The organism is Acinetobacter sp. (genome assembly GCF_049284435.1).
Classification (GTDB): domain Bacteria; phylum Pseudomonadota; class Gammaproteobacteria; order Pseudomonadales; family Moraxellaceae; genus Acinetobacter.
Genome location: NZ_JBAPXX010000074.1, coordinates 26,230 through 51,768, shown reverse-complemented (window position 1 = coordinate 51,768; position 25,539 = coordinate 26,230). Strand labels below are relative to the sequence as shown.

General features: G+C 42.9%; 28 protein-coding genes and 2 pseudogenes. 16 read left to right on the top strand and 14 right to left on the bottom strand.

Going from position 1 to position 25,539, the window contains the following annotated elements:
* The 3 genes from recA to WAK81_RS06900 all read right to left on the bottom strand — a co-directional run.
* Positions 1-538, bottom strand: a 538-nt coding sequence (gene recA, locus WAK81_RS06910) for a recombinase RecA (RefSeq protein WP_422196232.1), incomplete at its 3' end; no start/stop codon positions are given.
* 145 nt (positions 539-683) lie between these two features.
* Positions 684-1,124: an RNA-binding S4 domain-containing protein gene (locus WAK81_RS06905; RefSeq protein WP_422196231.1), complete on the bottom strand. Its 441-nt coding sequence runs from the start codon at positions 1,122-1,124 to the stop codon at positions 684-686.
* Complete coding sequence (locus WAK81_RS06900; protein ID WP_422196230.1) at positions 1,117-1,803, bottom strand: HAD-IA family hydrolase; 687 nt, start codon at positions 1,801-1,803, stop codon at positions 1,117-1,119. Before WAK81_RS06900 ends, WAK81_RS06905 begins: the two co-directional genes overlap by 8 nt.
* Positions 1,804-1,816: 13 nt before the next feature.
* On the opposite strand from WAK81_RS06900, the gene WAK81_RS06895 reads away from it, so the two are divergent.
* The 3 genes from WAK81_RS06895 (at position 1,817) to WAK81_RS06885 (ending at position 3,830) form a co-directional block, all read left to right on the top strand.
* Positions 1,817-2,668, top strand: coding sequence for a 3'(2'),5'-bisphosphate nucleotidase CysQ family protein (locus WAK81_RS06895; RefSeq protein WP_422196229.1), 852 nt, complete (start codon positions 1,817-1,819; stop codon positions 2,666-2,668).
* Positions 2,669-2,730: 62 nt separating this feature from the next.
* On the top strand, positions 2,731-3,471 hold the full coding sequence (locus tag WAK81_RS06890; protein ID WP_422196228.1) for a histidine phosphatase family protein: 741 nt from the start codon (positions 2,731-2,733) through the stop codon (positions 3,469-3,471).
* A 233-nt stretch (positions 3,472-3,704) separates the two neighbouring features.
* Positions 3,705-3,830, top strand: a complete 126-nt coding sequence (locus WAK81_RS06885; protein WP_004729839.1) for a hypothetical protein — start codon at positions 3,705-3,707, stop codon at positions 3,828-3,830.
* A 160-nt stretch (positions 3,831-3,990) separates the two neighbouring features.
* Here the strand turns inward: WAK81_RS06885 and rpsT are convergent, their stop codons facing one another.
* Positions 3,991-4,260 carry a 30S ribosomal protein S20 gene (rpsT, locus tag WAK81_RS06880; protein WP_004279868.1) on the bottom strand — a complete coding sequence of 90 codons (270 nt, stop codon included), beginning with the start codon at positions 4,258-4,260 and terminating at the stop codon, positions 3,991-3,993.
* Between the two features lie 214 nt (positions 4,261-4,474).
* Here rpsT and WAK81_RS06875 point away from each other — a divergent pair, with 214 nt between their 5' ends.
* The 5 genes and pseudogenes from WAK81_RS06875 to WAK81_RS06855 all read left to right on the top strand — a co-directional run bounded on the left by WAK81_RS06875 (position 4,475) and on the right by WAK81_RS06855 (position 9,390).
* Positions 4,475-5,140, top strand: coding sequence for an NAD(P)H-binding protein (locus tag WAK81_RS06875; protein ID WP_422196227.1), 666 nt, complete (start codon positions 4,475-4,477; stop codon positions 5,138-5,140).
* Positions 5,141-5,152: 12 nt separating this feature from the next.
* The gene (gene rraA, locus WAK81_RS06870; RefSeq protein WP_422196226.1) at positions 5,153-5,662 is read left to right on the top strand and encodes a ribonuclease E activity regulator RraA; all 510 of its coding nucleotides are present in this window, start codon (positions 5,153-5,155) and stop codon (positions 5,660-5,662) included.
* A gap of 117 nt (positions 5,663-5,779) precedes the next feature.
* Positions 5,780-6,562, top strand: a pseudogene (locus WAK81_RS06865) (glutathione S-transferase N-terminal domain-containing protein).
* A 222-nt stretch (positions 6,563-6,784) separates the two neighbouring features.
* Positions 6,785-7,468 carry a response regulator gene (locus WAK81_RS06860; protein ID WP_422196225.1) on the top strand — a complete coding sequence of 228 codons (684 nt, stop codon included), beginning with the start codon at positions 6,785-6,787 and terminating at the stop codon, positions 7,466-7,468.
* A complete protein-coding gene (locus WAK81_RS06855) occupies positions 7,468-9,390 on the top strand; it encodes an ATP-binding protein (RefSeq protein WP_422196224.1) in 1,923 nt (640 codons plus the stop codon). The genes WAK81_RS06860 and WAK81_RS06855 overlap by 1 nt, the downstream gene beginning before the upstream one ends.
* A gap of 84 nt (positions 9,391-9,474) precedes the next feature.
* Here the strand turns inward: WAK81_RS06855 and WAK81_RS06850 are convergent, their stop codons facing one another.
* The 3 genes from WAK81_RS06850 to WAK81_RS06840 are packed head-to-tail and all read right to left on the bottom strand — an operon-like array spanning position 9,475 to position 11,650.
* Positions 9,475-10,644: a JmjC domain-containing protein gene (locus WAK81_RS06850; RefSeq protein WP_422196223.1), complete on the bottom strand. Its 1,170-nt coding sequence runs from the start codon at positions 10,642-10,644 to the stop codon at positions 9,475-9,477.
* A 29-nt stretch (positions 10,645-10,673) separates the two neighbouring features.
* On the bottom strand, positions 10,674-11,267 hold the full coding sequence (locus tag WAK81_RS06845; RefSeq protein ID WP_422196222.1) for a Maf family protein: 594 nt from the start codon (positions 11,265-11,267) through the stop codon (positions 10,674-10,676).
* A complete protein-coding gene (locus tag WAK81_RS06840; protein ID WP_004279857.1) occupies positions 11,267-11,650 on the bottom strand; it encodes a DUF2237 family protein in 384 nt (127 codons plus the stop codon). The genes WAK81_RS06845 and WAK81_RS06840 overlap by 1 nt, the downstream gene beginning before the upstream one ends.
* A 139-nt stretch (positions 11,651-11,789) precedes the next feature.
* Here WAK81_RS06840 and WAK81_RS06835 point away from each other — a divergent pair, with 139 nt between their 5' ends.
* The 4 genes from WAK81_RS06835 to WAK81_RS06820 all read left to right on the top strand — a co-directional run bounded on the left by WAK81_RS06835 (position 11,790) and on the right by WAK81_RS06820 (position 15,508).
* Positions 11,790-12,977 (top strand): phosphoglycerate kinase, encoded by a 1,188-nt coding sequence (locus WAK81_RS06835; RefSeq protein WP_422196221.1) that lies wholly within the window; start codon positions 11,790-11,792, stop codon positions 12,975-12,977.
* 155 nt (positions 12,978-13,132) lie between these two features.
* Positions 13,133-13,411 (top strand): hypothetical protein, encoded by a 279-nt coding sequence (locus WAK81_RS06830; protein ID WP_004729831.1) that lies wholly within the window; start codon positions 13,133-13,135, stop codon positions 13,409-13,411.
* A 119-nt stretch (positions 13,412-13,530) separates the two neighbouring features.
* Positions 13,531-14,568, top strand: coding sequence for a class II fructose-bisphosphate aldolase (gene fba, locus WAK81_RS06825; RefSeq protein WP_004279853.1), 1,038 nt, complete (start codon positions 13,531-13,533; stop codon positions 14,566-14,568).
* Positions 14,569-14,653: 85 nt separating this feature from the next.
* Complete coding sequence (locus WAK81_RS06820; RefSeq protein ID WP_422196220.1) at positions 14,654-15,508, top strand: EamA family transporter; 855 nt, start codon at positions 14,654-14,656, stop codon at positions 15,506-15,508.
* Here the strand turns inward: WAK81_RS06820 and WAK81_RS06815 are convergent.
* Positions 15,471-15,698, bottom strand: coding sequence for a hypothetical protein (locus tag WAK81_RS06815; RefSeq protein WP_005171148.1), 228 nt, complete (start codon positions 15,696-15,698; stop codon positions 15,471-15,473). The genes WAK81_RS06820 and WAK81_RS06815 overlap by 38 nt on opposite strands.
* A 106-nt stretch (positions 15,699-15,804) precedes the next feature.
* On the bottom strand, positions 15,805-16,458 hold the full coding sequence (gene nfsB, locus WAK81_RS06810; RefSeq protein ID WP_422196219.1) for an oxygen-insensitive NAD(P)H nitroreductase: 654 nt from the start codon (positions 16,456-16,458) through the stop codon (positions 15,805-15,807).
* A 243-nt stretch (positions 16,459-16,701) separates the two neighbouring features.
* Between nfsB and hpaI the strand changes: the two are divergent.
* Both hpaI and WAK81_RS06800 read left to right on the top strand, forming a co-directional pair.
* Positions 16,702-17,501: pseudogene (gene hpaI / locus WAK81_RS06805) on the top strand (4-hydroxy-2-oxoheptanedioate aldolase).
* A gap of 528 nt (positions 17,502-18,029) precedes the next feature.
* Complete coding sequence (locus WAK81_RS06800) at positions 18,030-18,254, top strand: transposase (protein ID WP_180075114.1); 225 nt, start codon at positions 18,030-18,032, stop codon at positions 18,252-18,254.
* Between the two features lie 29 nt (positions 18,255-18,283).
* Here WAK81_RS06800 and WAK81_RS06795 read toward each other — a convergent pair whose 3' ends face one another.
* Positions 18,284-19,003: a UDP-2,3-diacylglucosamine diphosphatase gene (locus WAK81_RS06795; protein WP_422196218.1), complete on the bottom strand. Its 720-nt coding sequence runs from the start codon at positions 19,001-19,003 to the stop codon at positions 18,284-18,286.
* A gap of 135 nt (positions 19,004-19,138) precedes the next feature.
* Complete coding sequence (locus WAK81_RS06790; protein WP_422196217.1) at positions 19,139-19,648, bottom strand: peptidylprolyl isomerase; 510 nt, start codon at positions 19,646-19,648, stop codon at positions 19,139-19,141.
* Between the two features lie 423 nt (positions 19,649-20,071).
* Between WAK81_RS06790 and WAK81_RS06785 the strand changes: the two genes are divergently transcribed.
* Together WAK81_RS06785 and WAK81_RS06780 are read left to right on the top strand one after the other, a co-directional pair.
* Positions 20,072-21,799, top strand: coding sequence for a glutamine--tRNA ligase/YqeY domain fusion protein (locus tag WAK81_RS06785; protein WP_422196216.1), 1,728 nt, complete (start codon positions 20,072-20,074; stop codon positions 21,797-21,799).
* A gap of 69 nt (positions 21,800-21,868) precedes the next feature.
* Positions 21,869-22,780 carry a bestrophin family protein gene (locus WAK81_RS06780; protein WP_422196215.1) on the top strand — a complete coding sequence of 304 codons (912 nt, stop codon included), beginning with the start codon at positions 21,869-21,871 and terminating at the stop codon, positions 22,778-22,780.
* 81 nt (positions 22,781-22,861) lie between these two features.
* Here WAK81_RS06780 and WAK81_RS06775 read toward each other — a convergent pair whose 3' ends face one another.
* The 3 genes from WAK81_RS06775 to trmA form a co-directional block, all read right to left on the bottom strand.
* Positions 22,862-23,422 (bottom strand): lecithin retinol acyltransferase family protein, encoded by a 561-nt coding sequence (locus tag WAK81_RS06775; RefSeq protein WP_422196214.1) that lies wholly within the window; start codon positions 23,420-23,422, stop codon positions 22,862-22,864.
* A 392-nt stretch (positions 23,423-23,814) separates the two neighbouring features.
* Positions 23,815-24,039, bottom strand: coding sequence for a hypothetical protein (locus WAK81_RS06770; RefSeq protein WP_034436106.1), 225 nt, complete (start codon positions 24,037-24,039; stop codon positions 23,815-23,817).
* A 243-nt stretch (positions 24,040-24,282) separates the two neighbouring features.
* Positions 24,283-25,365: a tRNA (uridine(54)-C5)-methyltransferase TrmA gene (trmA, locus tag WAK81_RS06765; RefSeq protein ID WP_422196213.1), complete on the bottom strand. Its 1,083-nt coding sequence runs from the start codon at positions 25,363-25,365 to the stop codon at positions 24,283-24,285.
* Between the last annotated feature and the right edge of the window lie 174 nt (positions 25,366-25,539).

The following is a 25,539-nucleotide window of genomic DNA, read 5'->3' as shown; positions in this document are numbered from 1 at the left end:
TACCGGTAATTTTACGCAGTGCCTGGCTCATCAAACGGGCTTGCAGACCCATATGCGAGTCGCCCATTTCACCTTCAATTTCGGCACGTGGTGTCAATGCAGCAACAGAGTCGACAACGATCATGTCGACTGCGCCAGAGCGTACCAGCATGTCCGCGATTTCAAGCGCCTGTTCACCATGATCGGGTTGTGATACCAGCAGGTTGTCTATATCTACGCCCAGTTTGCGTGCATATTGAGGATCAAGCGCATGCTCGGCATCGATAAATGCACATGTACCGCCTGCTTTCTGACACTCTGCAATTGCTTGCAATGTCATTGTGGTTTTACCTGAAGATTCAGGACCATAGATCTCGACGATACGACCTTTTGGCAAACCACCAATACCGAGTGCAATATCCAGCGTTAAAGAACCTGTAGATACAGCTTCAACTGCCTGAACGGTATTGTCACCAAGACGCATTACTGTATTTTTACCAAACTGTTTTTCAATCTGGCTTAAGGCAGCGTTGAGCGCCTTGTTTTTATTCTCATCCATCTTACAACCTCAATACGATGTCACTGAATTCATACTCAAGTGGATGTCTTAAATTAGAGCTTCGTTCCACAGGTGTATAGTGACAGAATTTTCCCTAGTGTTCTATAAATGTCAGCGCATGTACGACATATTCTGACGCTTAAATTTACTCGTCATTATAGGACCATGACTGATCGAAACTCTGACTATTTTCATTTTTAAATCTACTGATGTCACGACGATCTTTCTTGCTTGGTCGATGGTCGGGACGAGCTAGATTATGCAACTTTCTTTGTGACGTAATCAATTCCCGGCGCGCAATACTGACTTCGGTTTCTTCATACAGTTTTTGTGCCATCGGTGCAGGGCCACGAACATCGGAAAGTTCCTTAACCAGCACGGTTTTTTTGTCGATGCCTTGCTGAATCGTCAGTTCCATACCAACACGGACTTCGCGCGATACCTTGACACGTTCACCATTGTGATGGACTTTGCCACCTTCAATCGCATGTTTGGCAATCGAGCGGGTTTTAAAAAACCGTGCTGCCCACAGCCATTTGTCTATACGCATGCCTACCGCATCTTCGGGTAAAGACGATTTACGCATATTTCTTTTCTACCTCAGCCTGATTTAAATGAGTGATTAAATCTGTTAATTGGTGCAGCATCGGGTAATTACAAGTCTGACGTGCTACTTTGGCTGAAGAGGGCTGCTGGATGCTGAACAGGTTCTGAATACCATAGGCTTGGGCCCCATTCAGGACTTTTTCGGTATCATCAATAAAATAAGCATGTGCAGGATCAAATGGATGCAGCGCATTCAGCCCTTGCCAGAATTCGACAAATTCTTTGGCGTGTCCGATCGTTTCTGAACTGACAATCACATCGAAATAATCCCTTAAATTCAAGTGATCCAGTTTAAAGGCCAAGCCAGCACAGTCGGCATTGGTGGCCAGCCAGATCGGGTAGTCATTATTTTTAAGATAATCGAGCAATTCGAGACAATGAGGGCGTAAGGCGACTTTATCTTTATGTTCAATTTGCATCGCCAGAACATCGACTTCGACTTTAGCCGTCCAGAAGCGTGAAGAGTACCAGTTTAAGGTATGATTATGTTCCTGATAGAATGCATAGAGTGTTGCCTGGCTGTGTTCCAGGCTACAGCCATGTGTGGCAGCATAACGCACAGGCAATAACTCGTTCCAGATGAAATCATCGTAGGCAAGATCAAGTAAAGTGCCATCCATATCGAAAATTATGGTAGGTTTTTCAGAGCATTTTGACATATTTAGGTTTTCTATGTTTAAAGCAACAGCAGCACCACAAGATCCAATGATTTTGCAGTTTGTGCCCATTTTGACACAAGCCTGTGAAATTTTGCGGGAAGAATATCAGCGTTATTGTTCTGGTGCGGCTTTTGATGTCATCAAAAAAAATGATAATTCTCCGGTGACTCAGGCAGATTTTCGGGTCAATACTTATCTGACCCAGGCTTTGGCAGAGATTTCCAGCTTGCCTTTATTGTCTGAAGAAGGACAGGAATATGAACGCCGCTCATGGTCAGAATTCTGGTTGCTGGATCCGTTAGATGGCACTAAAGAGTTTTTGCACCAGCGCCCCGAATTTACCATTAATTTGAGTCTGGTGAGAGGCAGTTTGACCACTTTTGCTATATTGGCAGTTCCGGAGCAGCAACTGATTTATTTCTGTCCTGAGCAGGGCTTGCCTTATAAATATAATATTCAAACTAGAACATGGTTTGCTTATGCAATGCTTTCAACCAGTAAAACGATTGCTGTGGGGTTGAGTCAAAGTAGCCAGCAAAAACCGAAATATCTCGAATATTTGCAAAGTCTGGCCAAGCTCACGGACTACACAGAGTTTAAGGCGGGCAGTGCCTATAAATTTTGCATGATGCTAGAAGATCAGGTGGATATCTATCCACGTTTTCATCCGACCTCGGAATGGGATACCAGCGCTGGTCAATGTATGCTCGAACGGATTGGTGGTGGCCTGGTCGATTTAGAAGGCCGTCCGTTTATTTATAATCATCGGGATACCTTGCTGAATGGCGGATTCATTGCTTATAAGAATAATGATATGAAAATTATTGCATTGCAGGCAGTGTCTGACATGCAGGCCGAGCATTGAGCAAAATTCTGAGCGTGTTATAGTGGTGCTTAACCCATTACCAATCCAGAGTTGGCTGTAACGTGTCCCTGAAACTGCTTCCACCGAGTATGTTGAGTGCAATTGATTTATTGCCCGATGTACAGACGCCTGTCACCTTATTTACACGACATTCGATTCGTGAAGATGTTCCGGGGCAGGGTTTGGCAGGCTATGATCTGCAACTGACCAGACAGGGACGGGATCTGGCGCAGGAATGGGGTGCTTATCTGGCTGATCAAACCGATCGCGTGATTCATCACTGTATTTCAAGTCCGATCCAGCGTTGTATTGATACTGCTGCATTGATGATTGAAGGGGCAGATGCGGTTACCCCTGAGCAGAATACACATCGTATTGAAATTATCGAACAGGGACTTCTAGTGGAGCCTGGCAGCTTTGTGCTGGATATTCAAAAAGCCGGGCCTTATTTTGCCAAGCAGGGTGCGCTCGGTTTCATTAACAGTTTTGTCAATAATGCCTTGCCGGGGATGAAACAGCCGATTCATGGTGTGGTGGATGTACTGGAACTGATTTACAACACCCATCCGCAAAATAAATATGGGCTGAGTCTGGCCGTTAGCCACGATACTATTCTGGCAGCGATGATTGCGGTAATGTCAGGGCGTCAGGATGTCAGTCGGGAAGACTGGCCAAAAATGATGGAAGGTCTGTTTGTCTGGTTTGAAGGTGATGTATTCCTGGAATCCAAGCTGAAATGGATCTGGCGCGGTCAGGTACATGAACTGGATATTGCAGATTTTAAGCGTTCCCAACTTTCTTAAATTAAATTGATCTATTCAAAACTCAATTGTTCGCAGCAATTGAGTTTTTTATTGGGGGGAATTTCATAAAGCTAGTGACTTTCCATATTGATCATTTAAAAAAATCAGGCCTAAATGATAAAAATAAATTCTAAACTGCATCTTTTACATTTATAGGGTGAAAATTCAATAATGTAAGTATAAAAATTATTTATGCTTAATAAATATAGAATTATTCATCTTGAGGAAAAACCATGAAAATTATCACAATTTTTAGCCTGATCGCGATTTTGGGTTTAACCGCATGCCAAAAACGGGATACTGATAATACGAAACAGGATAAAACCACTTCGCCATCCTCTATGGATAAAGATCAATAATCTAAAAAGGGAGGTGCGACTTAGTTTTTTTATCTCATCGTATTGGCTGGATGAGTGTTGTCTAAACGGATTGTTTTTTGAATGAATCATTATATTTTTTTGGGTTTCTTTAAATTTTGAGCACAAAAAAAGCCCTAAAAAGGGCTTTTTTCATTTGCGATTAGTTAGAAGCTAGTGCTTTAACTTGCGCATTCAAGCGGCTCTTATGACGAGCTGCTTTGTTTTTATGGATGATGCCTTTGTCAGCCATACGGTCGATTACTGGAACAAGCGATTTGTACGCTTCAGTAGCAACAGCATAGTCATTAGTGCTGATAGCAGCTAATGTACGTTTAAGATAGGTACGAACCATAGAACGCAAGCTTGCGTTGTGTTTGCGTGCTTTAACGTTTTGACGAGCACGTTTTTTAGCTTGAGCAGAGTTTGCCACTCGTGCACTCCTTGAAATAGATTGGTCTGGGCGGGCTGAAACTCAACTGAAAACCAACATCAGAGGAATTATCACCAGCCCGTAAACAAGTGCCATATTTTGATTAAACTAAGCACCGAAGTCAAGTCTTGACATGCTTTGACAACATTTTAGATGCAGAAAAATTCTAAAGAAAACGTTAGATTAGTATTCCACCTAGGAGATCGTATAAAAAATGACTAAATCACTGACTCATCCCATCGTGATAGGTGCCACCGGCTTGGTGGGAAAACAACTGATAAAACGTTTGCAAGATGAGCCGACTTGCCAGCAGATTACTGCAGTGGTCAGAAAACATCAAAATGATCTGGATGCTTTGGATAAAGTTCAACAAATGGTACTGGAAGATTTCCTGATGTTGAATGATCAGGATGTCAGCAAGCATAGCCATGGTTTTAGCTGCCTGGGCAGCACCATGAAAAAAGCCGGATCCAAACAGGCATTTTATAGTATTGACTATACCATAAATGCTCACTTTGCAGAGCTATTACAACAAACTTCAGCTCATTACCTGTTGCTGAGCGCAATGGGTGCCGATTCCCAATCGCATTTTTACTATAATCGGGTCAAAGGCGAGCTGGAAGAATATGTACAAACATTGACCTTGGACAGAATCAGTTTGATTCGACCTTCATTGCTCATTGGTGAACGTCCAGAGCAGCGTTTTTTAGAAGATGTCGCGCAGCAGGTTTACCACAAAGTATCGCGTTTTATTCCAGATAGTTTTGCCTATAAGCCAGTGACAGCCGATCAGGTGGCTCATACTATGGTCGAGGCCGCGCTGACTCAGACGGTAAAATTTGAAATTTATGATAATTTACGTATACAAAAAATGAAATGAGGGGAAAACACCGTGTCTACAGCAGCATTTGTCACCTGTGACTTGTTAGATGATCATCCAGAATTAGAGCTTCAGGTAGTTACACCTTGCCTGGACGGTAAATTTTTTAAGAGTTATGGGGCGCGCAAAACCTTTGGCGGTCAGATTGTGACAGTAAAATGTTTTGAAGATAACTCGCGGGTGAAAGAGTTATTGGCCACAGATGGAACGGGCAAGGTATTGGTGGTAGATGGCGGTGCATCGATGCGTTGTGCTTTGATGGGTGACCTGATTGCAGAATCAGCAGTCAAAAATCACTGGAATGGCGTAATTATTTATGGTTGTGTCCGTGATGTCGATGCGATTGCTGAACTTGATCTTGGTGTGCATGCATTAGCGGCTATTCCACAGAAGAGCAATCGCAAGGGTGTGGGTGAAGTTGATATCGCTCTCTGTTTTGGTGGTGTCACGTTTAATGCTGGCGATTATGTCTATGCAGACAATAATGGTATTGTGGTGTCTAAAACAGCATTAGTGACTTAATCGGTCGGAATCTGCATTTCTGCATGAAAGAATAACAACAAAACTCATCTGTACCCTGAAAGACAGGATGCTTAGATTCTGTCTTTCATTCATATAAAACAAAAATAGGAAAATACTATGTTGAGTCATCAAATCAAAGTCGCACAAGCGTTAGCCTCTTCAGTCGCCCAAGGGGGACGTGGCATGGTTGGAACGCCATTTCCGAATCAGCCTGAAAAATTAATCAAGCTCTATGAATTTGAAGGTTCACCTTTTTGTCGTCGGGTGCGAGAAGTGCTGACCTTACTCAATCTGGATTATGAAGTTTATCCGTGCCCTAAGGGTGGTACAAAATATCGTCCGATCGTAAAACAGTTGGGCGGCAAGACCCGCTTTCCATTTTTGGTGGATGAAAATACAGGCGATCAGATGTATGAGTCGCAGGATATTATCCATCATCTCTTCAAGCATTATGGTTAAAGTGGCAAAACGCCAAAGAAATATGCAACTTATCCGAAAATTCCAGTCGCTGCTTTTGCCGGAACTATTATCAATGGTGCGCGCGGAGTTTGGATTAATAAACAGGTGCTTGATCGTCCTGCACCGGACCAGCTATTAGAGTTGTGGGGGTTTGAAGCCAGTCCTTTTGTCCGGGTGGTACGTGGTGTTCTGTCAGAGCTTGAAATTCCCTTTGTTTTTCATAATGTGGCAAAGGAACGTTGGCAGGATTATGGACCAGCCAAGTTGCGTTTAAAGCCGGGGAAATATGAACCGCTTGCGGGTGGTAAACGTGAACAGCTGTTTAAAATGATGGGAAATACGATTCAGCTGCCTTATCTGGTCGATCCAAATACAGGGGTGAGCATGTTTGAATCGGCTGAGATTGTGAAATATTTAAAACAGCAATACGGTACTGCTTAAAGTAGGAAGCTTGTGTAACTTCAAAGATTTTCTATCTAGAACTGCCATCTTATCAACGGATGGCATTTTTTATTTGTGTTTAGTGCGAGAGATATTATGTGTCTCTAATGAGCATAAAATCAAACCTTATAAATAAATGAAAAAAATCATGATTTTTAGAGCTTTTTTGTTTATATTTTAATCTCCAAGGGGATATAACAATAAATATAAGGGGGCGTGCTTATGACAGCACCAGAGGCAGTCTTGCCAGTACCTGTATTAATCGTTGAAGATGAGTATATCATTCAGCGCCGTTTAAAAATTATATTAACCAATCTGGGTTATAACGAAGACGTTTTGCTATTTGCCAATACGGTTAAAGAAGCATATTCCATAGTTCAGCAACAGCCGATTGCACTGGCCTTAGTAGATTTAGGGTTGCCAGATGGAAGTGGGATTTCAATTATTGAAAAAATCCGCGAACAGGACGCACAAGCGTTGATTCTGGTGGTGTCTGCCTGGAGTACCCAAGATAGCCTGTTTAGCGCAATTCAGGCCGGTGCGACCGGTTATGTGCTGAAAGAATGGGATGATGTTGAAGTCGCCTTGGCTATTCGCAGTATTTTGCGTGGCGGTGCCCCAATTGATCCCTTTATTGCCCGTGAAATTTTAAAACAGATCTCAATTCCTGCCATTTCAGCAACAGTAGAGCAGAACAGGTCAGCTGCGGATCAAGAAACGCTCACACAGCGTGAGCAGGAAATCCTGTCCTTGGTTGCGCAAGGTCTGAGTAATCGTGAGATTGCCGAGCAGCTCTGTGTGTCACGCTATACCGTCGAAAGTCATATCAAGCATATTTACCGGAAACTCTCGGTTAGTAAACGTACTAAGGCAGTCAGTACCGCACGGCATCTGGGAATTCTGTAATGTCATCTGCCTGTTCCAGAAGCAGCAAACGGCAGCGAATGAAATGGATCTGCATTTTTGTCCTATTCAGCTGGCTTTGCTTGTTCTGTAGGATGAGTCAGGCGCAAAGCCATTTTCAGATTAATGATCTTTGTCAGGTGAAGATTGACTATATTCAGAAGGTTCAGGCTCAGAGCCATACCGAAATGCCTACATCAGGCTGGCAAAGCGTGCGTTTGCCGGATAATTGGCAGAATAACTGGAAGAATTATCATGGGGGTGCCTGGTACAAGATCGTCTGGCGTTGGTCATGCCAGAACAATATCCGCCTTGCAGAACCGGTTGCCTTTTCTATTGATTATATTAATTCGGCAGGTGCCGTATTCCTGAATGGTGACTTGCTTTGGTCTGACCGGAACTTGCAAGAGCCCTTGTCGAAAAGCTGGAATATGCCGCGTTACTGGGTTTTCCCGATTAGCGGTTTGCGTAAAGACAGTAATGAAATCCTGATTTATGTAAATGGCTACAGTTTCCAAAGCGCGGGCCTGGGCAACATTCAATTTAATAATGTGCTGGTGAATAGCCAGCAGTATCTAGGCAAAATATGGGATCGCCGTACTGTATTCCAGATCAATATGATTTTCTCTGCCACGATTGGGCTGATCTGTTTCATTATCTGGTTATTCCGGCGTTCAGAAACCACTTTTGGCTGGTTGGCACTCAGTTCACTGTTGTGGATTCTATTTATTTCCAATGTACTCACGACAGAAAACTTCCCATTTCGCTCCACGATTTCGGCAAGTAAAGCCAACATGCTTTTTTTTATTGCCTATATCCATTGCTTCTGTCTGTATCTGATCCGCTTTGTAAAACAGACATTTAAGCAGCTAGAGCGAGGATTTGTTCTGGTCAGTATTCTGTCTAGTCTACTGATTATGATCAGTCCCTTGAATTATTTGGGGCCGATGCTGAGCGGAGTGTTTATCTTCTATGTATTGCTCTTTGTCACTTCTACTGTGTATATCAGCTATCAGGCCATCAAAACCCGAAATGGAGAATATATCTTCCTGACGTTGTGTCTTTGGGGGATTCTGCTGTGTGTAGTCATCGACCTGATCATGTTAAATCAAACCAAGGTCAATGAATTTTCACCTTTATCCCCCTATACCTCACCGATTATTACCTTGTTTGTCGTGCTGATTATGGGTACACGCTTGAATCGTAATGTCAGGAAAATCGAAAAATTTAATACCCAGTTAGAACGTAAAGTCCAGCAGGTCAGTGCCTACCTGAATAAAAGCCTGAGTGATAAACATCAACTGGAGCTGACGAATGTTCGTCTGCAAGAGCGAATTAATCTGTCACATGAGCTGCATGACGGGCTGGGAGGATCTATTGTCCGCTACATGATTCTGGTAGATCAAAGTAGTGAAACAGTTTCTAAACAGCAGTTTCTATCCATGCTGAAATTGCTCAGAGATGATCTCAGACAAATCATTGATAGTGGTTCATCTATTGAAAATAAAGTCCCACAAACGCCGGTACTCTGGATTGCACCGGTGCGCTATCGCTTTACCCAGCTGATGGAAGAAATGGAGATTGAAGTTGAATGGTCATTTCCAAAAGTCTGGCAGCGTGAACCGACTGCATTACAGTGTTTGACCTTGATCCGGGTAGTCGAAGAAAGTCTGACCAATATCATTAAACACAGTCAGGCCAGTCAGGTGAAAGTCAGTCTGGAATATTCTCAGCCACATCAGCTTAGCTTAAGTATTCAGGACAATGGCATCGGTTTCGATGCTGAAATGGTGCAAAAAAATGGCCTGAGTATTGGAATGCGCAGCATGAAAATGCGGGTTGAGCGTATGGGAGGATTGTTCCAGATTGAATCTGAACAAGGAAATACGCTGATTCGGGTGGTACTGGAACTTTATCAGCCTTAAGTAGTTAGAATTTTAGTATCTGAAAATAAAAAGAGGATCATGTGATCCTCTTAAAATTATCGCTTAAATAGAGCCGTGAAAAGCTTACTCGTCGTCAGCAGGTGGAACCAGCATTAACACGGCTTCGTTTAATAATGCCGCAACATCTTCCAGAATTTCTTCATCAGCGAAGTCTTCACCGAATAACAGCGCTTCACCATCTGCAAGCTGTTTGAGTTTTGCGGTAAATGCCTCAGAGATGCACACACCTTCACCATTAGCCCAGAACAAAACATCGCCGTCCGTTTCAGTATAAAGCAGGCGTGAAGCAGGTTCGAGCATCAGGCTATAACCCTGATCGAGTGCCTCTTCCAGATCACCTGTACCGATTTCTTCTGCTTCAGGCAGGTTTTCAGGATATTTAGGTTCGGACATCAAGCTCATGATGGCATCTTCGAGAACGTTCGAGTTATGCAGTTGCTGCATGATGTGTTCTTTCAGATATTCCAGCTCATTGCTGCTCACTTCGCCGATAGCACCAACTTGATCACGGATGATATCCAGCAGCGGGTTGCGCAGCGTTTCATTTTCAGAGAATTTATCCCCGACACGATCCATCATGTCACTGATATTTGGCATACGGAAACCGAAAGAGTAAGTCAGGCAGTCATCTTCAGCTACGCCGTAGTGAGCCAGACCGGGCGGGACATAGAGCAAGTCGCCGGGTGTCAGCACTTCATCAAAATTAACTTCTATTTCAGGCAATAATTTAAGCGGTTGACCCGGAACGAAAGCCGTTTCCGCATCACACATTTGCCCAAGTTGCCAGCGACGATGGCCGTAACCTTGTACCAGAAACACATCATAGAAATCGAAATGTTTTCCGACTGAACCGCCTTGCGGTGCATAAGACACCATAATGTCATCGCGACGCCATTGTGGAATAAACGGGAATTTTTTCCAAAGTGCCGAAAGGTCAAATGAATAGTGATCTACAGCCTGAACCAAAAGCGTCCAGAGCTTGGGCATTTTCTGGAAATCGGCCTTCAGCAAAGGAGAAGATTTCACGCTCCATTGATTCGGATCACGATCTTTTTGCTTGATGAGACGGGCAGTGACATGTTCTTCAAGCGCAAGTTCCATCACATCATTGGGTTCAAGCAAACTGACGATTTCAGGCATCGCATTACGCACCAGTAAAGGTTTCTTTTGCCAGTATTCGCTAAGGAATTGTTCAGCGGTCATACCGCCTAATACGTCTAAAGGTTGAGACATAGAGTAAAGCCTGAATTTAAAGGGAGAGATTAAGGAACTAAAATTTTTAATTCACGAAGAATATGACAGAGTTTGATCATCGGCATGCCCATTAGCGTGGTTTGATCTTGTCCGATCATTTCTTCAAACAAACTAATACCGAGGCTTTCACATTTGAAACTGCCTGCACAATGTAACGGCTGTTCAATTTCGACATAGCGCTCGATTTCTGCCTGAGAAAGTTTACGAAACTTGACTTTATAGTGTTCGACCAGACTTTGTTCAAAACCGGTCGATAGCTGCTGCACACTGAGCGCCGTACTGAAATAGACAATCTTGTCCGAGTTGGCTTGGAGCTGGCGAACGGCTTTTTCAGTCGTTAACGGTTTGCCCATAAAAATATCCGGTGCGCCTTCACGCCATGCTACCTGATCCGAACCAATCACAATCGCTTCTGGATTCTGTTCGGCAATATATCTGGCTTTTTCAAAGGCGAGACGTTGTGCCAGATCATCTGCGTGATTTTCCCCGCGAGGAGATTCATCAATATCCGGTACCATGGAAATGTAATCAATATGCAGGCGATCCATCAGCGCTTTGCGGGTTTGACTGGATGATGCCAAAATAATCTGTACAGAACTCATTAGACAGCATATTCCTCAAGAATATTTAACGGTACATAAGCCAGAACAGCTTTGTGACAGGCTTGCAGCTTGATCGGTGGTGCCTGACCTGCTTCATAGGCTTCGACCCAGCGCGTTACGCAGATACACCAGAAATCGCCCGGTTGCAGGCCCGGGAAGTCCAGCTCGGGCAAAGGCGTAATCAGGTCATTACCGACTTTTTGAGAAAAATTCAGAAATTCTGAAGTCATTTGCGCGCAAACTGTATGCTGGCCCAGATCAGTGGTCGCAGTATGGCAAAAGCCATTGCGGAAATAACCGGTAATCGGATCGAAGCAACAGCTTGACAAAGGCTCACCTAACACGTTTAAACGGTTAAGATTTGGATCAGGATGTATCGACATAGGGACTGAATCTAAAAGAGGCTTTTTTCTATCATAACAAAACTTTGGCATTCATAATGTTTTCTGCAAAAGATGCTAACCTTTTTCTGCATAATCATTTAAAATCGCCTGGTTTTAATATCTATAAAGTGAGCTCTACATGAACTTTCAGCGTATGACTGACCTCGATTTAGCAGGTAAACGTGTTCTGATCCGTGAAGATTTAAACGTTCCTGTTAAAAATGGTGTGATCACCAGCGATGCGCGTCTTCGTGCAGCATTGCCAACGATTAAAGCAGCACTAGAAAAAGGCGCTGCAGTAATGGTGTATTCTCATCTAGGTCGTCCAGTTGAAGGTGAGCCTAAAGCTGAACAGTCACTTGCTCCTGTAGCGGCTTACTTGACTGAAGCTTTGGGTCAGGACGTGAAACTGTTCACTGACTATTTAGATGGCGTTGAAGTTCAGCCAGGCCAGGTGGTTCTACTTGAAAACTGCCGTTTTAACGTGGGTGAAAAGAAAAACAATCCTGAGCTTGCAGCAAAATATGCAGCGCTGTGTGATGTATTCGTGATGGATGCTTTTGGTACAGCGCACCGTGCAGAAGCATCTACTGAAGGTGTAGCACGTTTAGCGAAAGTTGCTGCTGCGGGTCCTTTACTGGCGGCTGAACTTGATGCGCTTGGTCGTGCACTGCAAACGCCTGAAAAACCAATGGTGGCGATTGTTGCGGGTTCTAAAGTCTCTACCAAGCTGGATGTTTTGACCTCACTTTCTGATATCTGTGATCAATTGATCGTCGGTGGTGGTATTGCCAACACTTTCCTTGCTGCGGCAGGCTATAACGTGGGCAAATCACTGTGTGAAAAAGATCTGATCGATACAGCAAAAGCGATTGCTGCAAAAGTATCAGTTCCGCTTCCAACTGATGTTGTCGTTGCAGATGCCTCTGAAATCAACTTTGAAGATTTCCTGGGTTCATTGGCTGCTGCGAAAGCAACGGTGAAAAACGTTGCAGATGTTGCTGATAACGACATGATTCTAGACGTTGGCCCGGAAACTGCGAAAGCATTTTCAGAAATCCTGAAAACCTCTAAAACCATTCTTTGGAATGGTCCGGTCGGCGTATTTGAAGTGGATCAATTCGGTGAGGGTACTAAAACTTTATCTTTAGCGATTGCTGAATCTGAAGGTTTTTCGATTGCGGGTGGTGGTGACACACTTGCTGCGATTGATAAATATGAAGTGGCTGATAAAATTGGTTATATCTCGACGGGTGGCGGTGCATTCCTTGAATTCGTTGAAGGTAAAACGCTTCCTGCTGTTGCGGTACTGTTAGAACGTGCTTAATTGTATTTCCTAAGCTAAAAAGCTGGTCAAGTGCCAGCTTTTTTTTATGTCATTTTGTTGACAGAGAAAACTTACCATTCATGGCTTCGTCATTAAAATGCAATAAATCTGTCATAAGATGCTGTCATTAAATCACCAAATGACGAGAATACGTGATGAAAAAACAGTTAACTATCGCAGTATTATTAGCAGCATCTCTGGCACTGACTGCATGTGCAAAACAGGAAAGTGCACCAGAAGCTGAAGCAGAAAGCTCGGCAGCAGTGGCAGATCAGGCAGTGACCCCAGAACAGCAAGCCGCGATTGATGCCATTGACCAGCCAATTCTAGATGAAAAAAATACCGATATCCCAGCTGAAGTTGCCAATGCGCCAGCCGATGAAGCGACTGCAGATGAGTCAGTTGCTGCGACTTCAGAGCCTGTAGCACCTTAATCTGGCTGATGTGACACAAAATCCCTGCAAATGCAGGGATTTTTTTTAAATAGTGTTATTTGTTGCTGAATTGAAACCTTTGAACATGTAGAATATGTGGCATTCACTGGGAGGATATTATGGCTCTTATTTCATTGCGCCAGCTCTTGGATCACGCCGGCGAACATGCTTACGGCGTACCAGCATTTAACGTAAACAACTTAGAACAAATGCGTGCAATTATGCTTGCAGCAGATGCAACCAATTCACCTGTTATCGTACAAGCATCTGCGGGTGCGCGTAAATATGCAGGCGCTCCGTTCTTGCGTCACCTGATTTTGGCTGCAATTGAAGAATGGCCACATATTCCAGTGGTAATGCATCAAGACCACGGTACGAGCCCTGACATTTGTCAACGTTCAATCCAGTTAGGCTTTTCATCAGTGATGATGGACGGTTCACTGGGTGAAGACGGTAAAACACCAACTTCATATGAATATAACGTTGATGTGACTCGCCGTACAGTTCAAATGGCACATGCGTGTGGCGTATCTGTTGAAGGTGAAATCGGTTGTTTGGGTAGCCTTGAAACAGGTATGGCGGGTGAAGAAGATGGCGTAGGCGCAGAAGGCGTACTGGATCATTCTCAACTCCTGACTTCAGTTGAAGAAGCGCGTAGCTTCGTTGCTGATACCAATGTTGATGCGCTTGCGATTGCAGTAGGTACTTCACACGGTGCGTACAAGTTCACGCGTCCACCTACAGGTGATATTCTTGCGATTGACCGCATTAAAGAAATTCACGCAGCACTTCCAAACACGCATCTTGTCATGCACGGTTCAAGCTCTGTGCCACAAGAATGGTTGGCAGTGATTAACCAGTATGGCGGCGACATCAAGGAAACTTACGGTGTTCCGGTTGAGCAGCTGGTTGAAGCGATCAAACACGGTGTGCGCAAAATCAACATTGATACTGACTTGCGTTTAGCATCTACCGGTGCAATGCGTCGTATGATGGCAGAAAAACCAAGCGAATTCGATCCACGTAAATTCTTCAGCGCAACTGTAGACGCAATGAAGCAAATCTGTATCGATCGTTACGAAGCTTTTGGTACTGCAGGTAATGCAGACAAGATTCGCCCAATTTCTTTAGAGAAAATGGTGTCACACTATAAATAATTCCCAGTGAATCATTTATAAAAAAAGCCCACTGCAAATGTGGGCTTTTTTGTAGACTTATAAATATCAAGAATAAGAGCAGCATATGGAACTGATTTTCGCAGCAGCGCTATGCAGCGTTGCGGTCTCAATATTATTAAAAGTCGCCAAAAATAAGGGCTTGAGTCCGATACACATGATTAGCTGGAACTATATGACAGCCAGTCTCTTGTGTTTTTTCTGGTTCCAGCCTGATATTCAGCATATTTCAATGTCTCAGACGCCTTGGTTGCTTATTCTGGCTCTAGGTATTTTGCTTCCCAGCGTATTCCTGTTTCTGGCCAAAGCCTTACAAACGGCTGGAATTTTAAAAACCGAAATTGCCCAGCGACTTTCTGTAGTCTTGTCACTGGCTGCGGCCTATTTTATTTTTCAGGAACAGTTTAATCAGCTGAAAATACTCGGGATCGCTTTAGGTATTGGCGCAGTGCTGTGCATCCTGTTCTCACATCGACAAAGTACAGGACAGGGCAGTCAGGGAATGTTATATCTGGGCTTAGTCTGGGTCGGTTATGCGCTGATTGATGTATTGTTGAAATATACGACCAGTTTGGGTTTGCAATTCGCCGTGGCGCTGAATCTGATGTTTGTTTGCGCCCTGATCATTTCGATGGGCTATCTGTTACTCAAATATAAAAGCTTAGGCTCGATGCAGAATATCGGCGCTGGTCTGTTATTGGGTGTCCTGAATTTTGCCAATATTGCTTTCTATGTCAAAGCCCATATGCTACTCAAGGATTCACCTGCGATCGTCTTTGCCGGCATGAATATTCTGGTGGTGGTGTTTGGTGTCATTGCAGGTCTGGTATTCTTTAAAGAGCGGCTCAAACCTGCAAGTACTCTAGGATTGCTGCTAGGCTTGACTAGTGTGATTTGCCTAGCTTATGCAATGTCTGCTTGACATAAGAAGATGCAAATTCAATCGGATGTCGGAGCAGGTCACCTGCTTCGGCCAGTCCAAGCAATAAACCGGCCTGTTGGCAGTCTGGACAGTGCGGATAACGATGCTGTTGATCTTTATAGTGCTGGAGATAAATTTTATCGCAATGATGGCATTCAAATTTCAGGGATTTGGATGTAAGGAGCGACATAGATAGCCTCTATTATTATTTTGGTGGGTGATAATTAAACAAAGCAAAAAATAGGCCCGAATTGATATAGAAAGGGGTGCTTGACCCCTTTTATAGCATAAAATCCTTACAGTTTGGTGAAAATATCTTCAGCGGGTAGGCGTGATTTAGGGAGTTTGGCATTGAAATCATTTTCACTGCGATAGCCTAAAGTCAGCAATACAGAGGGGATCAGGCCCTGTTCTGCGAGTTGTAATTCTTCACTGATAATATCTTCATCAAAGCCGCCAATTGGTGTGGCATCGACACCTTCAATTCCGGCAGCCAAGAGCATTTGACCGAGTGCAATAAAGGTCTGGTTTTCAGCCCAGCGCTGAATATCACCTTTTTCATTCCGATAATAATGAATATAACCTGCACGGGTGTTTTTCTGACCTTCTTTGGCTGATTCATCTTTAAAACGGCCACTAATATCATCGCGGTTCAATAATTTTTCCAGATGTAACTCATTAATATCGGCTTTGGTGCAGAATAAAATGGTATAGGAAGAGTCCAGAACTTTGGGAGCATTGTAGGCATAAGTACCGACCAAAGCTTTGGCAATACGCTGTTTGGCTGCATCATGATCGGCAATAAAAAAATGCCAAGGCTGAATATTGATTGAAGAGGGTGCCAGACGCAAAATTTCTAATAAGCGTTCAAACTGTTCTGCCGGGATTTTCTTGCTGGGATCATAGGCTTTAGTGGTATAGCGGGTCTGTGTGATCTTGAGTAAATCCATCAATGGACTCCAATCTTTTTAAATAAACAGCGAGTAGAAGTTTTAAATATATACATTTTTCACATCCCCCGATTATTACAATAAAAAAGCATCAGGCAAAGCCTGTTCTGAAATGATCTTGAGCTAGATTCAAGCAAAACTTAGAGTTAAATCAGATTAAAACCCAGTTTTTGTCTATTGGCACTTTTAAGTAAGAAGCGTTTAATAAGAGGCATCGCCGGCAACATGCAAATAGGTTAGCGGATGCAAGTAACCAATTATTTTAAACACAAACTTAAAACCCAGCAGCAAATCGGCTTATGGATTGGACTGGCGGATGCCTATGGAACCGAGATTGCGGCAAATGCAGGCTATGACTGGCTGCTGATTGATGGTGAACATGCGCCCAGCGATTTGAGAACCACCTTGTCACAACTGCAAAGTATTGCTGCTTATCCCTCGCAAGCAGTAGTGCGACCGCCCATTGGCAGCGTACAACTAATCAATCAACTGCTCGATATCGGTGCGCAGACTTTATTGATTCCGATGGTCGAAACTGTGGAACAGGCGGAACTCATGGTCAAGGCAGTCCGTTATCCACCCCACCGGAAGGGATTCGTGGTGTTGGCGCTGCGCTAGCACGTGCCACCCGTTGGAACAGCATTCCGAATTATTATCAGACTGCACATGAAGAAATCTGTCTATTAATCCAGATTGAATCGGTCACAGGACTGGAAAATCTGGATGCTATTCTTCAGATCGACGGGATTGATGGGGTATTTATTGGTGCCGTCGATCTGTCTGCCACTATGGGTTATCAAGGCGATCCGAATCATCCTGAAGTACAAAAAGCTGTAATTGATGCAATTCAGCGGATTCGTTCTGCAGGCAAAGCTGCAGGAATTCTGTCAACCCAGCATGAAGTGACGCAAAAATATCTGGAGCTGGGTACTGAGTTTGTCGCAGTGGGCGTAGATACCAGTGTTTTGATGAATTCATTGCGGGATTTGTTGGGAAAATATAAAACCGATGTAAATGTAATTAAAATAAATACAGGATATTAATCATTCACTAGGTCTGAGTGAATGGATTAGAGGGGTTTCTAGATGATTTTTAATCAGAACTTGTCTGCAATGATCTATTCATTCAAATCTAACAAGATGGTCGTATGTTTTGTAGGCCTACAATAAGGCGCAATGTGGTTCTTTTCTGAATGCTCAGGAGAGCAGAACTGGACTTTTGATGCCTGGTACCTGTCTTAATGGCCTTGTGGCATCTGTGAAATATTTTATAAAGTTGATACCTATTAAAAACAATTAACTTTTATAAAATTTCTGCACAATCATTGATTTAAAAATCAGGCTAGGCATTATTTGTAATGACAATGTATGTTTGCTTTCAACAAAAATAAGGTGTATAGTGATAACACTTCGAGCGAGTATAGTTCTCGCTTTTATTATTTATAGCTAATTGTGATTCACTTTTGGTTCAAGCCTTTGAGCTTGGATAACATCTAGTAACTACAGAATTATTATACAAATTTGGTTTTATTAATCTCTTTGTACAGTCACAAAAAGCTCATTTTATGAGTAATTATTTTGAATATATTAAATGAATGGCATACCGCCACTGCCGTAAATGGTGGCGAAATTAATGTTAAACTGGTTCCATTAAAGCGTAAACAAAACACTCAGGATGGTTTTATCTGGGTCGAAGTTGGAAAAATGATCCAGCTGCAAACTGGTGAAGAAATCCTGTTTAATCTTGATGGTAAAAGTTTCTATACCGGTGTAAACCAGCTTTATCGCCTGTGCTAAACAAATAGATGTCTTAAAAAAGTGGCTGATTAATATCGCCACTTTTTTAGTTTTAGGGTATCAATACTTTGATTTTCCTGAATTTCTAGAATCTCTGAACGATCTTCTTTCCAGTCGCCGAGAACTATTCTTTTTTTCTGTCCTAGCTGGTGAATGGCTGCACGATGTGTATGGCCATGAATCAGAACATCTACATCTGTTAATGCCAGTTTAACGGCCTGCGGATTGACATCCATCACCTCATAGCTTTTAAACTGCTGCGCCTGATGGCTTTGCTGACGAAAGCGGTTGGCTAGTTTGGTTCGAAATGAAAGTGGCGTTTTTCTTAAGAAACCTAGCAGCCAAGGATGACGAATAATCTTTTTAAAACGCTGATAGGAGACGTCATCGGTACATAGGGCATCGCCATGTTCCAGGCGGAAACGTGTTCCAGCAATAATAAGCTGATCGATTTCGGGAAGAAGCTGTCCGCCAAATCGAGCTAAAAATTTGTTTCCCAAGACAAAATCCCGGTTACCGGCCTGAAAATAGACTTGATTCCCAGCCTGAGTAAATTGTTTTAACGCAGTGACAATCTCATCCAACCACGGAGAGGTATAATCATCACCGATCCAAGCATTGAACCAGTCACCCAAAATATATAATTGGGTATTTTGATCTTGATATGCAGTTAATAAATCTAAAAACCCCCGAACAAGTCGAGGGTGATCAGGTGACAAATGTAAATCTGAGATAAACAGATAGGTCACGAATCTTTTCCTTCTTTAATTTAATCCCTCCTGACCTCCCTTTGAAAAAGGGAGGAAAACCTTATTTTGATAAAAGGTGATTCCCTCCTTTATTAAAGGACTTGCGTAGCAGTGCTACTCAGGGAGGATTTAAACTTATTCAGAAATGATTTTTGCAGATTCGATTACTACGTTTTCTAGAGGAACGTCAGCGTGGTAGCCACGGTTGCCAGTACGTACATTTTTGATTTCGTTAACAACGTCCATACCTTCAACCACTTTACCAAATACGGCATAGCCCCAACCTTGAGCAGTTTTGCCAGAGTGGTTAAGGAACGAGTTGTTTTTCACGTTAATGAAGAACTGAGCAGAAGCAGAGTGCGGTGCTTGAGTACGCGCCATTGCAATCGTACCTTCGTCATTGGTCAAGCCGTTGTCTGCTTCGTTTTCGATTGCATCACGTGTTGCTTTTTCTTTGAAGTTTTCATCCATGCCGCCGCCTTGGATCATGAAACCATCAATAACACGGTGGAAAATTACGCCCTCATAAAAACCGTCACGTACGTATTCTAAAAAGTTAGCTACGGTTTTAGGTGCTTTTTCAGCATTGAGTTCTAGAACAATACGACCTTTATTGGTGTTTAATTCGACTTGAGGAAAACTCATTGTGTAATCTCCTGATCATGGACGAGTGCCATGGTTTTTTCTGAATGAGTGAAGCATAAGCAAACTACATTCGACAAGGCAAGTAAAAACATTATTTTCTTTGTTAAAAGCATAAAAATAATACCTTATTTATACGTTGATTTATCAAGGCATTTCAAATGCTGCCAGACAGAGCGTTATATTTCGGACAGGCACGAATTGAATCATTTTCCAGTTTCGTAAAGTGTTGATATTTTAGTTTTGGGCAGCTTGCTGTATTTTCACTTTTTAAAATGAGTGAATTGAAATCAAATACCGTAGTTAGCGGTTGAGAGATTAATCACCTATAGTTAAACTAAGGAACTTTGATAATGAATATACGTACAACTTGTGCGATTAAATATTCGTTAATCCCTTTTTAACTTTAGAAGTGAATGATTGATCATGAAGCCAAATGATGTTGTGACATCTCTGCCCGAGAACCCGACCCAAAAGAACAATGCAGTCGATTCAGTGCAGCAGCAAGAACAACAACCAGGCTTGGACTTTGTACGTCAGGTCATTACTGATGATTTAGCCGCTGGTCGTACTCAACAGGTGGTGACGCGTTTTCCGCCTGAGCCGAATGGCTATTTACATATTGGCCATGTGAAAGCAATTTGCTTGAACTTCGGAATTGCTGAAGAATTTAAAGGTGTGTGTAACCTGCGTTTTGATGATACCAATCCGGATGCCGAAGAGCAGGAATATGTGGATGGTATTGCCAATGACGTAAAATGGCTAGGCTTCCAGTGGGAAGGTGAGCCGCGTTATGCATCAAGCTATTTCGATCAACTTTATACCTGGGCAGTTCAGCTGATTGAGCAGGGCGATGCCTATGTGGATTTGCAAAGTCCTGAAGAGATTCGTTTAAACCGTGGCAATTTCGTTGAGCCAGGCAAGAACTCGCCACAACGCGATGCAACGGTTGCAGAAAACCTGGAGCGTTTTGAAAAAATGCGCAGCGGTGAATATGCAGAAGGTCAGGCTGTATTACGTGCCAAGATCGATATGACTTCACCGAACGTACATATGCGTGATCCGATTCTGTATCGTATCCTGCATTCTGAACATCATCAGACTGGCGATAAATGGAAAATTTATCCAATGTATGACTATGCGCATCCATTGTCTGATGCGATTGAAGGCATTACGCATTCACTCTGTACCTTGGAATTTCAGGATCATCGTCCGTTCTATGATTGGGTTGTAGCGAAAGTTAAATCACCATCAGTGCCACGTCAGTACGAATCGAGCCGTTTAAATGTGGACTATACCATCACCTCAAAACGTAAATTACGTAAACTGGTTGAAGGTGGTTATGTCAATGGCTGGGATGATCCACGGATGCCAACCGTGGTCGGTATGCGTCGCCGTGGTTTTACGCCTGAGGGCTTGCGTGACTTCTGTCAGCGTGTCGGTGTATCGAAGGTTGACGGCAGTATTGTCGATGTAGCCATGCTGGAATACTGCATTCGCCAATCTCTGGAAAATACCGCAGCGCGCGGTATGGCGGTATTAAACCCACTGAAAGTGACTTTAACCAACTTGCCAGCTGATATGGACCTGACCCATTCACGTCATCCGAATGTCGATATGGGCGAGCGCGTTATTCCATTGACGACTGAGCTATATATTGACCGTAAAGACTTTGAAGAAGAGCCACCAAAAGGCTTTAAACGTTTGATTCCAGGCGGTGAAGTCCGTTTACGTCATGCCTATGTCATCAAATGCGACGAAGTCATTAAAGATGACAATGGTGAAGTGGTTGAGCTGAAATGTTCGATTGATCCTGAAACTTTAGGTAAAAATCCTGAAGGTCGTAAGGTGAAAGGCGTGATTCACTGGGTATCTGCGACTAAGGGCATTCCTGCCGAAGTGCGTATTTACGACCGTCTGTTTACTGAGTCTGATCCTGAAGTGGGCGATGACTTCCTAGAAAACCTCAACCCTGAATCATTGAAGGTGGTTCAGGCCGTGATTGAGCCTGCTTTGGCGCAAGCTCAGCCGGAAGATCGTTTTCAGTTTGAGCGTGAAGGCTATTTTGTGGCTGATCAATATGATCATTCCAGCGAAAAACCGGTATTCAACCGTATCCTTGATCTTAAGGACAGCTTTAAACCTGGCAAATAAGCTGGTTTAAGTCAGAATGTAAAAAGCCCAACTCTGGTTGGGCTTTTTTAATACAGTAGGGAAAATTGCATGATTGTGCGTGATAAGAATAATAGTTTGGGTTTACTCTTTGCCTGGCAGGGAACAATTCTGCCCAAGGTGCTGCCCGCATTGGTTTTGGTGGTCTTTATTTCTGCCTTGCTGGTGTATTTGAGTCAGGCGCATTTCGTGAGCCTTCCTGCCGTCCCGGCAATTGGCTTTACCATCTTTGGTGTGATTCTCTCGATCTTTCTGAGTTTTAGAAATACGGCCTGCTATGATCGCTGGTGGGAAGGGCGAAAGCTTTGGGGCGCGCTGATTGCAACCACGCGTCATTTATGCCGCGATAGCCATGTGCTAGATGATCAAATCCGTGAAGTTTTACTATATCGCATGATGCTGTTTACCCATCTGTTACGTGATCGACTGAGACAGCAAACGCCCAGTATTCAGGCTTATCAAGCCACTGCCGGTTTTGAACCCAAGTCATTTGAGCAATTGCCCATGCAAATCAATCCCTCACAATGGGTGCTGGAACAGATGCAAAAAGAGATGGTGCAACAGTATCAGCAGGGCAAGATCAGCGATATTATTTATAACAACCTGAATCAGCATACTGTGGCTTTGGGAGATATTCAGGCTGGTTGTGACCGAATTTTATCTACGCCATTACCATTTTCTTATTCGGTTCTATTACATCGTGCGGTTTATTCTTTTTGCTTTATCCTGCCTTTCAGTTTGCAGGCGAATTTGGGACTGTGGACACCGATTCTGGTCGGATTGATTGCTTATATGCTACTCGGGCTGGACGAGCTCAGTGCGGAGCTGGAAGAGCATTTTGGTCTGCAAGATAACGATCTGCCGCTAGATTCAATTGTACGACTGGTAGAGCGGGAAACCTTAAGCTCTTTGGGTAAAGCGCTGCCTGAAGCGATTCAAGCCACGAAGGGCTATTTAACCTGATTCCTTATCGATATCATCAAAATGTAAACACGAACTTAAAATTTATTTCTAATAAAAATCATCAGCAGGCTGAGCTTTAAATTAACGATGTTTAAGATTAGTTAGGTCTGACACTTTAGTTTTAGCCTGATCTTGCAATTCACGGTATTGTTGCAAACGCAGATTGGCTTTATCTCTGAGTTTCTTCTTCATGTACAGCGCCAATGCGAAACTGGTCGTGGTCAGGGTCAGGAACATGCTGTTCATAAAACTCATCATCGAGCTGATATAACCAATCGTGGTCAGGCGATTCATCATATAAATCACTTGAGGACTACTTTCCACACCTGTAATCGCCCAGGTACACAAATGCTCGCAATTATTAATAATCAGATGATAGTTATTTTCATGCATTCTGGACCGCATGCGACGTACGACTTTACGACCTTTATATTTTGCCGAGTCATAATGTTGCATATGAATCGGTTTGCCATGACTGAATTTTTCAATAGAAGTTATTTCAATGGGGCGTTTCTTGAATAAATGTGCAAAGCCGGAATAATGAATGACACGACCACGTCCGGCGTAAATCCCATGATGGGTATAACCGAAATGTTTAACCATAAGATGTGCGCCTATGGGAAACCGTTTAGTCTGTTGCATATCAGAATTAAGCCATTTAAAAAGCATTGTCGTTTAATAGGAAGTGTACTGTGTTTTGCTAAATTAATCGATGCCTTGCCTGAGTTTCAGATCAGAATTGAAGAGTTATTAAGCCAAGTTTAAAGGGATTAAAAGAAAGCAGAATTTAGAACATATTCTTCTGATGAAAGAGTTTGCTTAGCCTAAGCAAGTACTAAAATTTCTTCAAAATCACAAGCGGGGATCAAATGAGTTGTTCAGCGTTTTCCTGCCTGATCCCTGAGGTTTTAAAGTTAGAGTGACTAAAATATGCGTGAAATAGAGAAGACCAAACCTTTCAATTAAACCTTCGAGCATAAAAGAAGCACTTGGCTACGCAAGTGCTTCTTTTATACGGCTGTAACCTTGGTCGATTACTGCAATGGCAAGTGCTGAAGTTCATTCAGCTCTTTGCGGCTATAGCCTCGAGATACGAGAACCTTTTTAATTCCGATGATGATTTCTTCATCAGTGGCCTTAGAAAGTGCTTCGAGAAGCTGTTCATTCGTCTTACAAGAGCAATCATTTTCAACACAAGCAATTTGATTCTTGTGTTCATTGTGTTGTTCATTAGAAAACAACTTTTGCCAAAAACTCATAGAGCCTTCATACAACAACCTAACATAGAGTGAAATATAGCCAATTAAATAAATAAAGCAATAGGACCTATGTGATAAAAGCAGCAGTTAGTCCTGAAAATTTCCGATGGAAGCCTAAAGGTCTAACGATATTTCTTGCTGTACAAGTCAAGATTTATTATTAAATATATGATTCTTAATATAAAAAATGGAGCTTCAAAAAGCTCCATTTTTGTAACAATATAATAAATTGAAACAAATTCTTTATACTTTTTCCAACAAGACACCCGTCTCAACATGGTGCGTATACGGGAACTGGTCAAACATGGCGAACTTGCTGATTTTGTGTGTTTGAGACAACTGTTTCAGATTGTCATATAAAGTATCTGGATTACATGAAATGTAAATAATACGTTCGAAACGCTGTAACAGTTTTAATGTTTCATCATCAATACCAGCACGGGGTGGATCAACAAATACCGTATCAAAATCATAAGTCGAAATATCAATTTGTGCTTCCTGCAAACGACGGAAAACACGCTCGCCATTATAAGCTTGAGTGAATTCTTCGGCAGACAGACGCGCAACCTGAATATTTTCAATCTGGTTCTGCTCAATATTCCACTCAGCTGCATAGACTGAAGATTTGGCTAATTCAGTAGCTAAAACACGGCGGAATTTGGTCGAAAGCGGTAGGGTGAAGTTACCATTGCCACAGTAGAGTTCCAGCAAATCTTTATCTGATTGCTCTGCTGCATCACATGCCCATTCCAGCATTTTTTGGCAGACTTGTGCATTGGGTTGGGTAAAGCTGCTTTCGATCTGCTTATATTTATAACGACGGTCAAAGACCGACAATTCTTCCACCACATATTCATCAGTCAGGACGAATTTCTGGCCACGGCTGCGGCCAATCAGTTTGATATTGAGCTTTTCTGCCAGCGCTTTTGCCGCAGGTTCCCAGCTTTCATCCAGCTTGCGGTGATAAATCAGGGATACCAGAACCTGACCACTTAAAGTCGCCAGAAAATGGACTTCAAACAGGCGATGACCCAGATTGGCATCTGCCTTGAATGCTTCAAGCAATTGTGGCATCAAGTCATTAATGCTGCGGTCTGCAATTGGAAATTCATCAATACGAATGACTTTTTTATTGTTGTTTTCGTCACGTTCAAACATGGCATAAAACAGATCATCTTCAGTATGCCAGATCCGGAATTCAGCACGCATGCGGAAATATTTTTCAGGAGACTGGAATACTTCTAAAGCAGGTGGTTGATATTCGGCAAACTGAGCGCTGATGCGTTCAATTTTGGCTTCAAGTTGTTGCTGATAAGATGAAGTCATATGCAGTAAGAAATCGCAAATATTTTAAAGCGCAAATGGTAGCAAAAAATTGCCGATCTGCCTAAGCCTATTGTGGCTGAGGCGCTTTAAAAACTACATAAAAAAGACCAAACCTTCTGAGGAGAGAGATTTGGCCATCAAGAGGAAAGATTTAAGCTAAAAATGATGAGATGA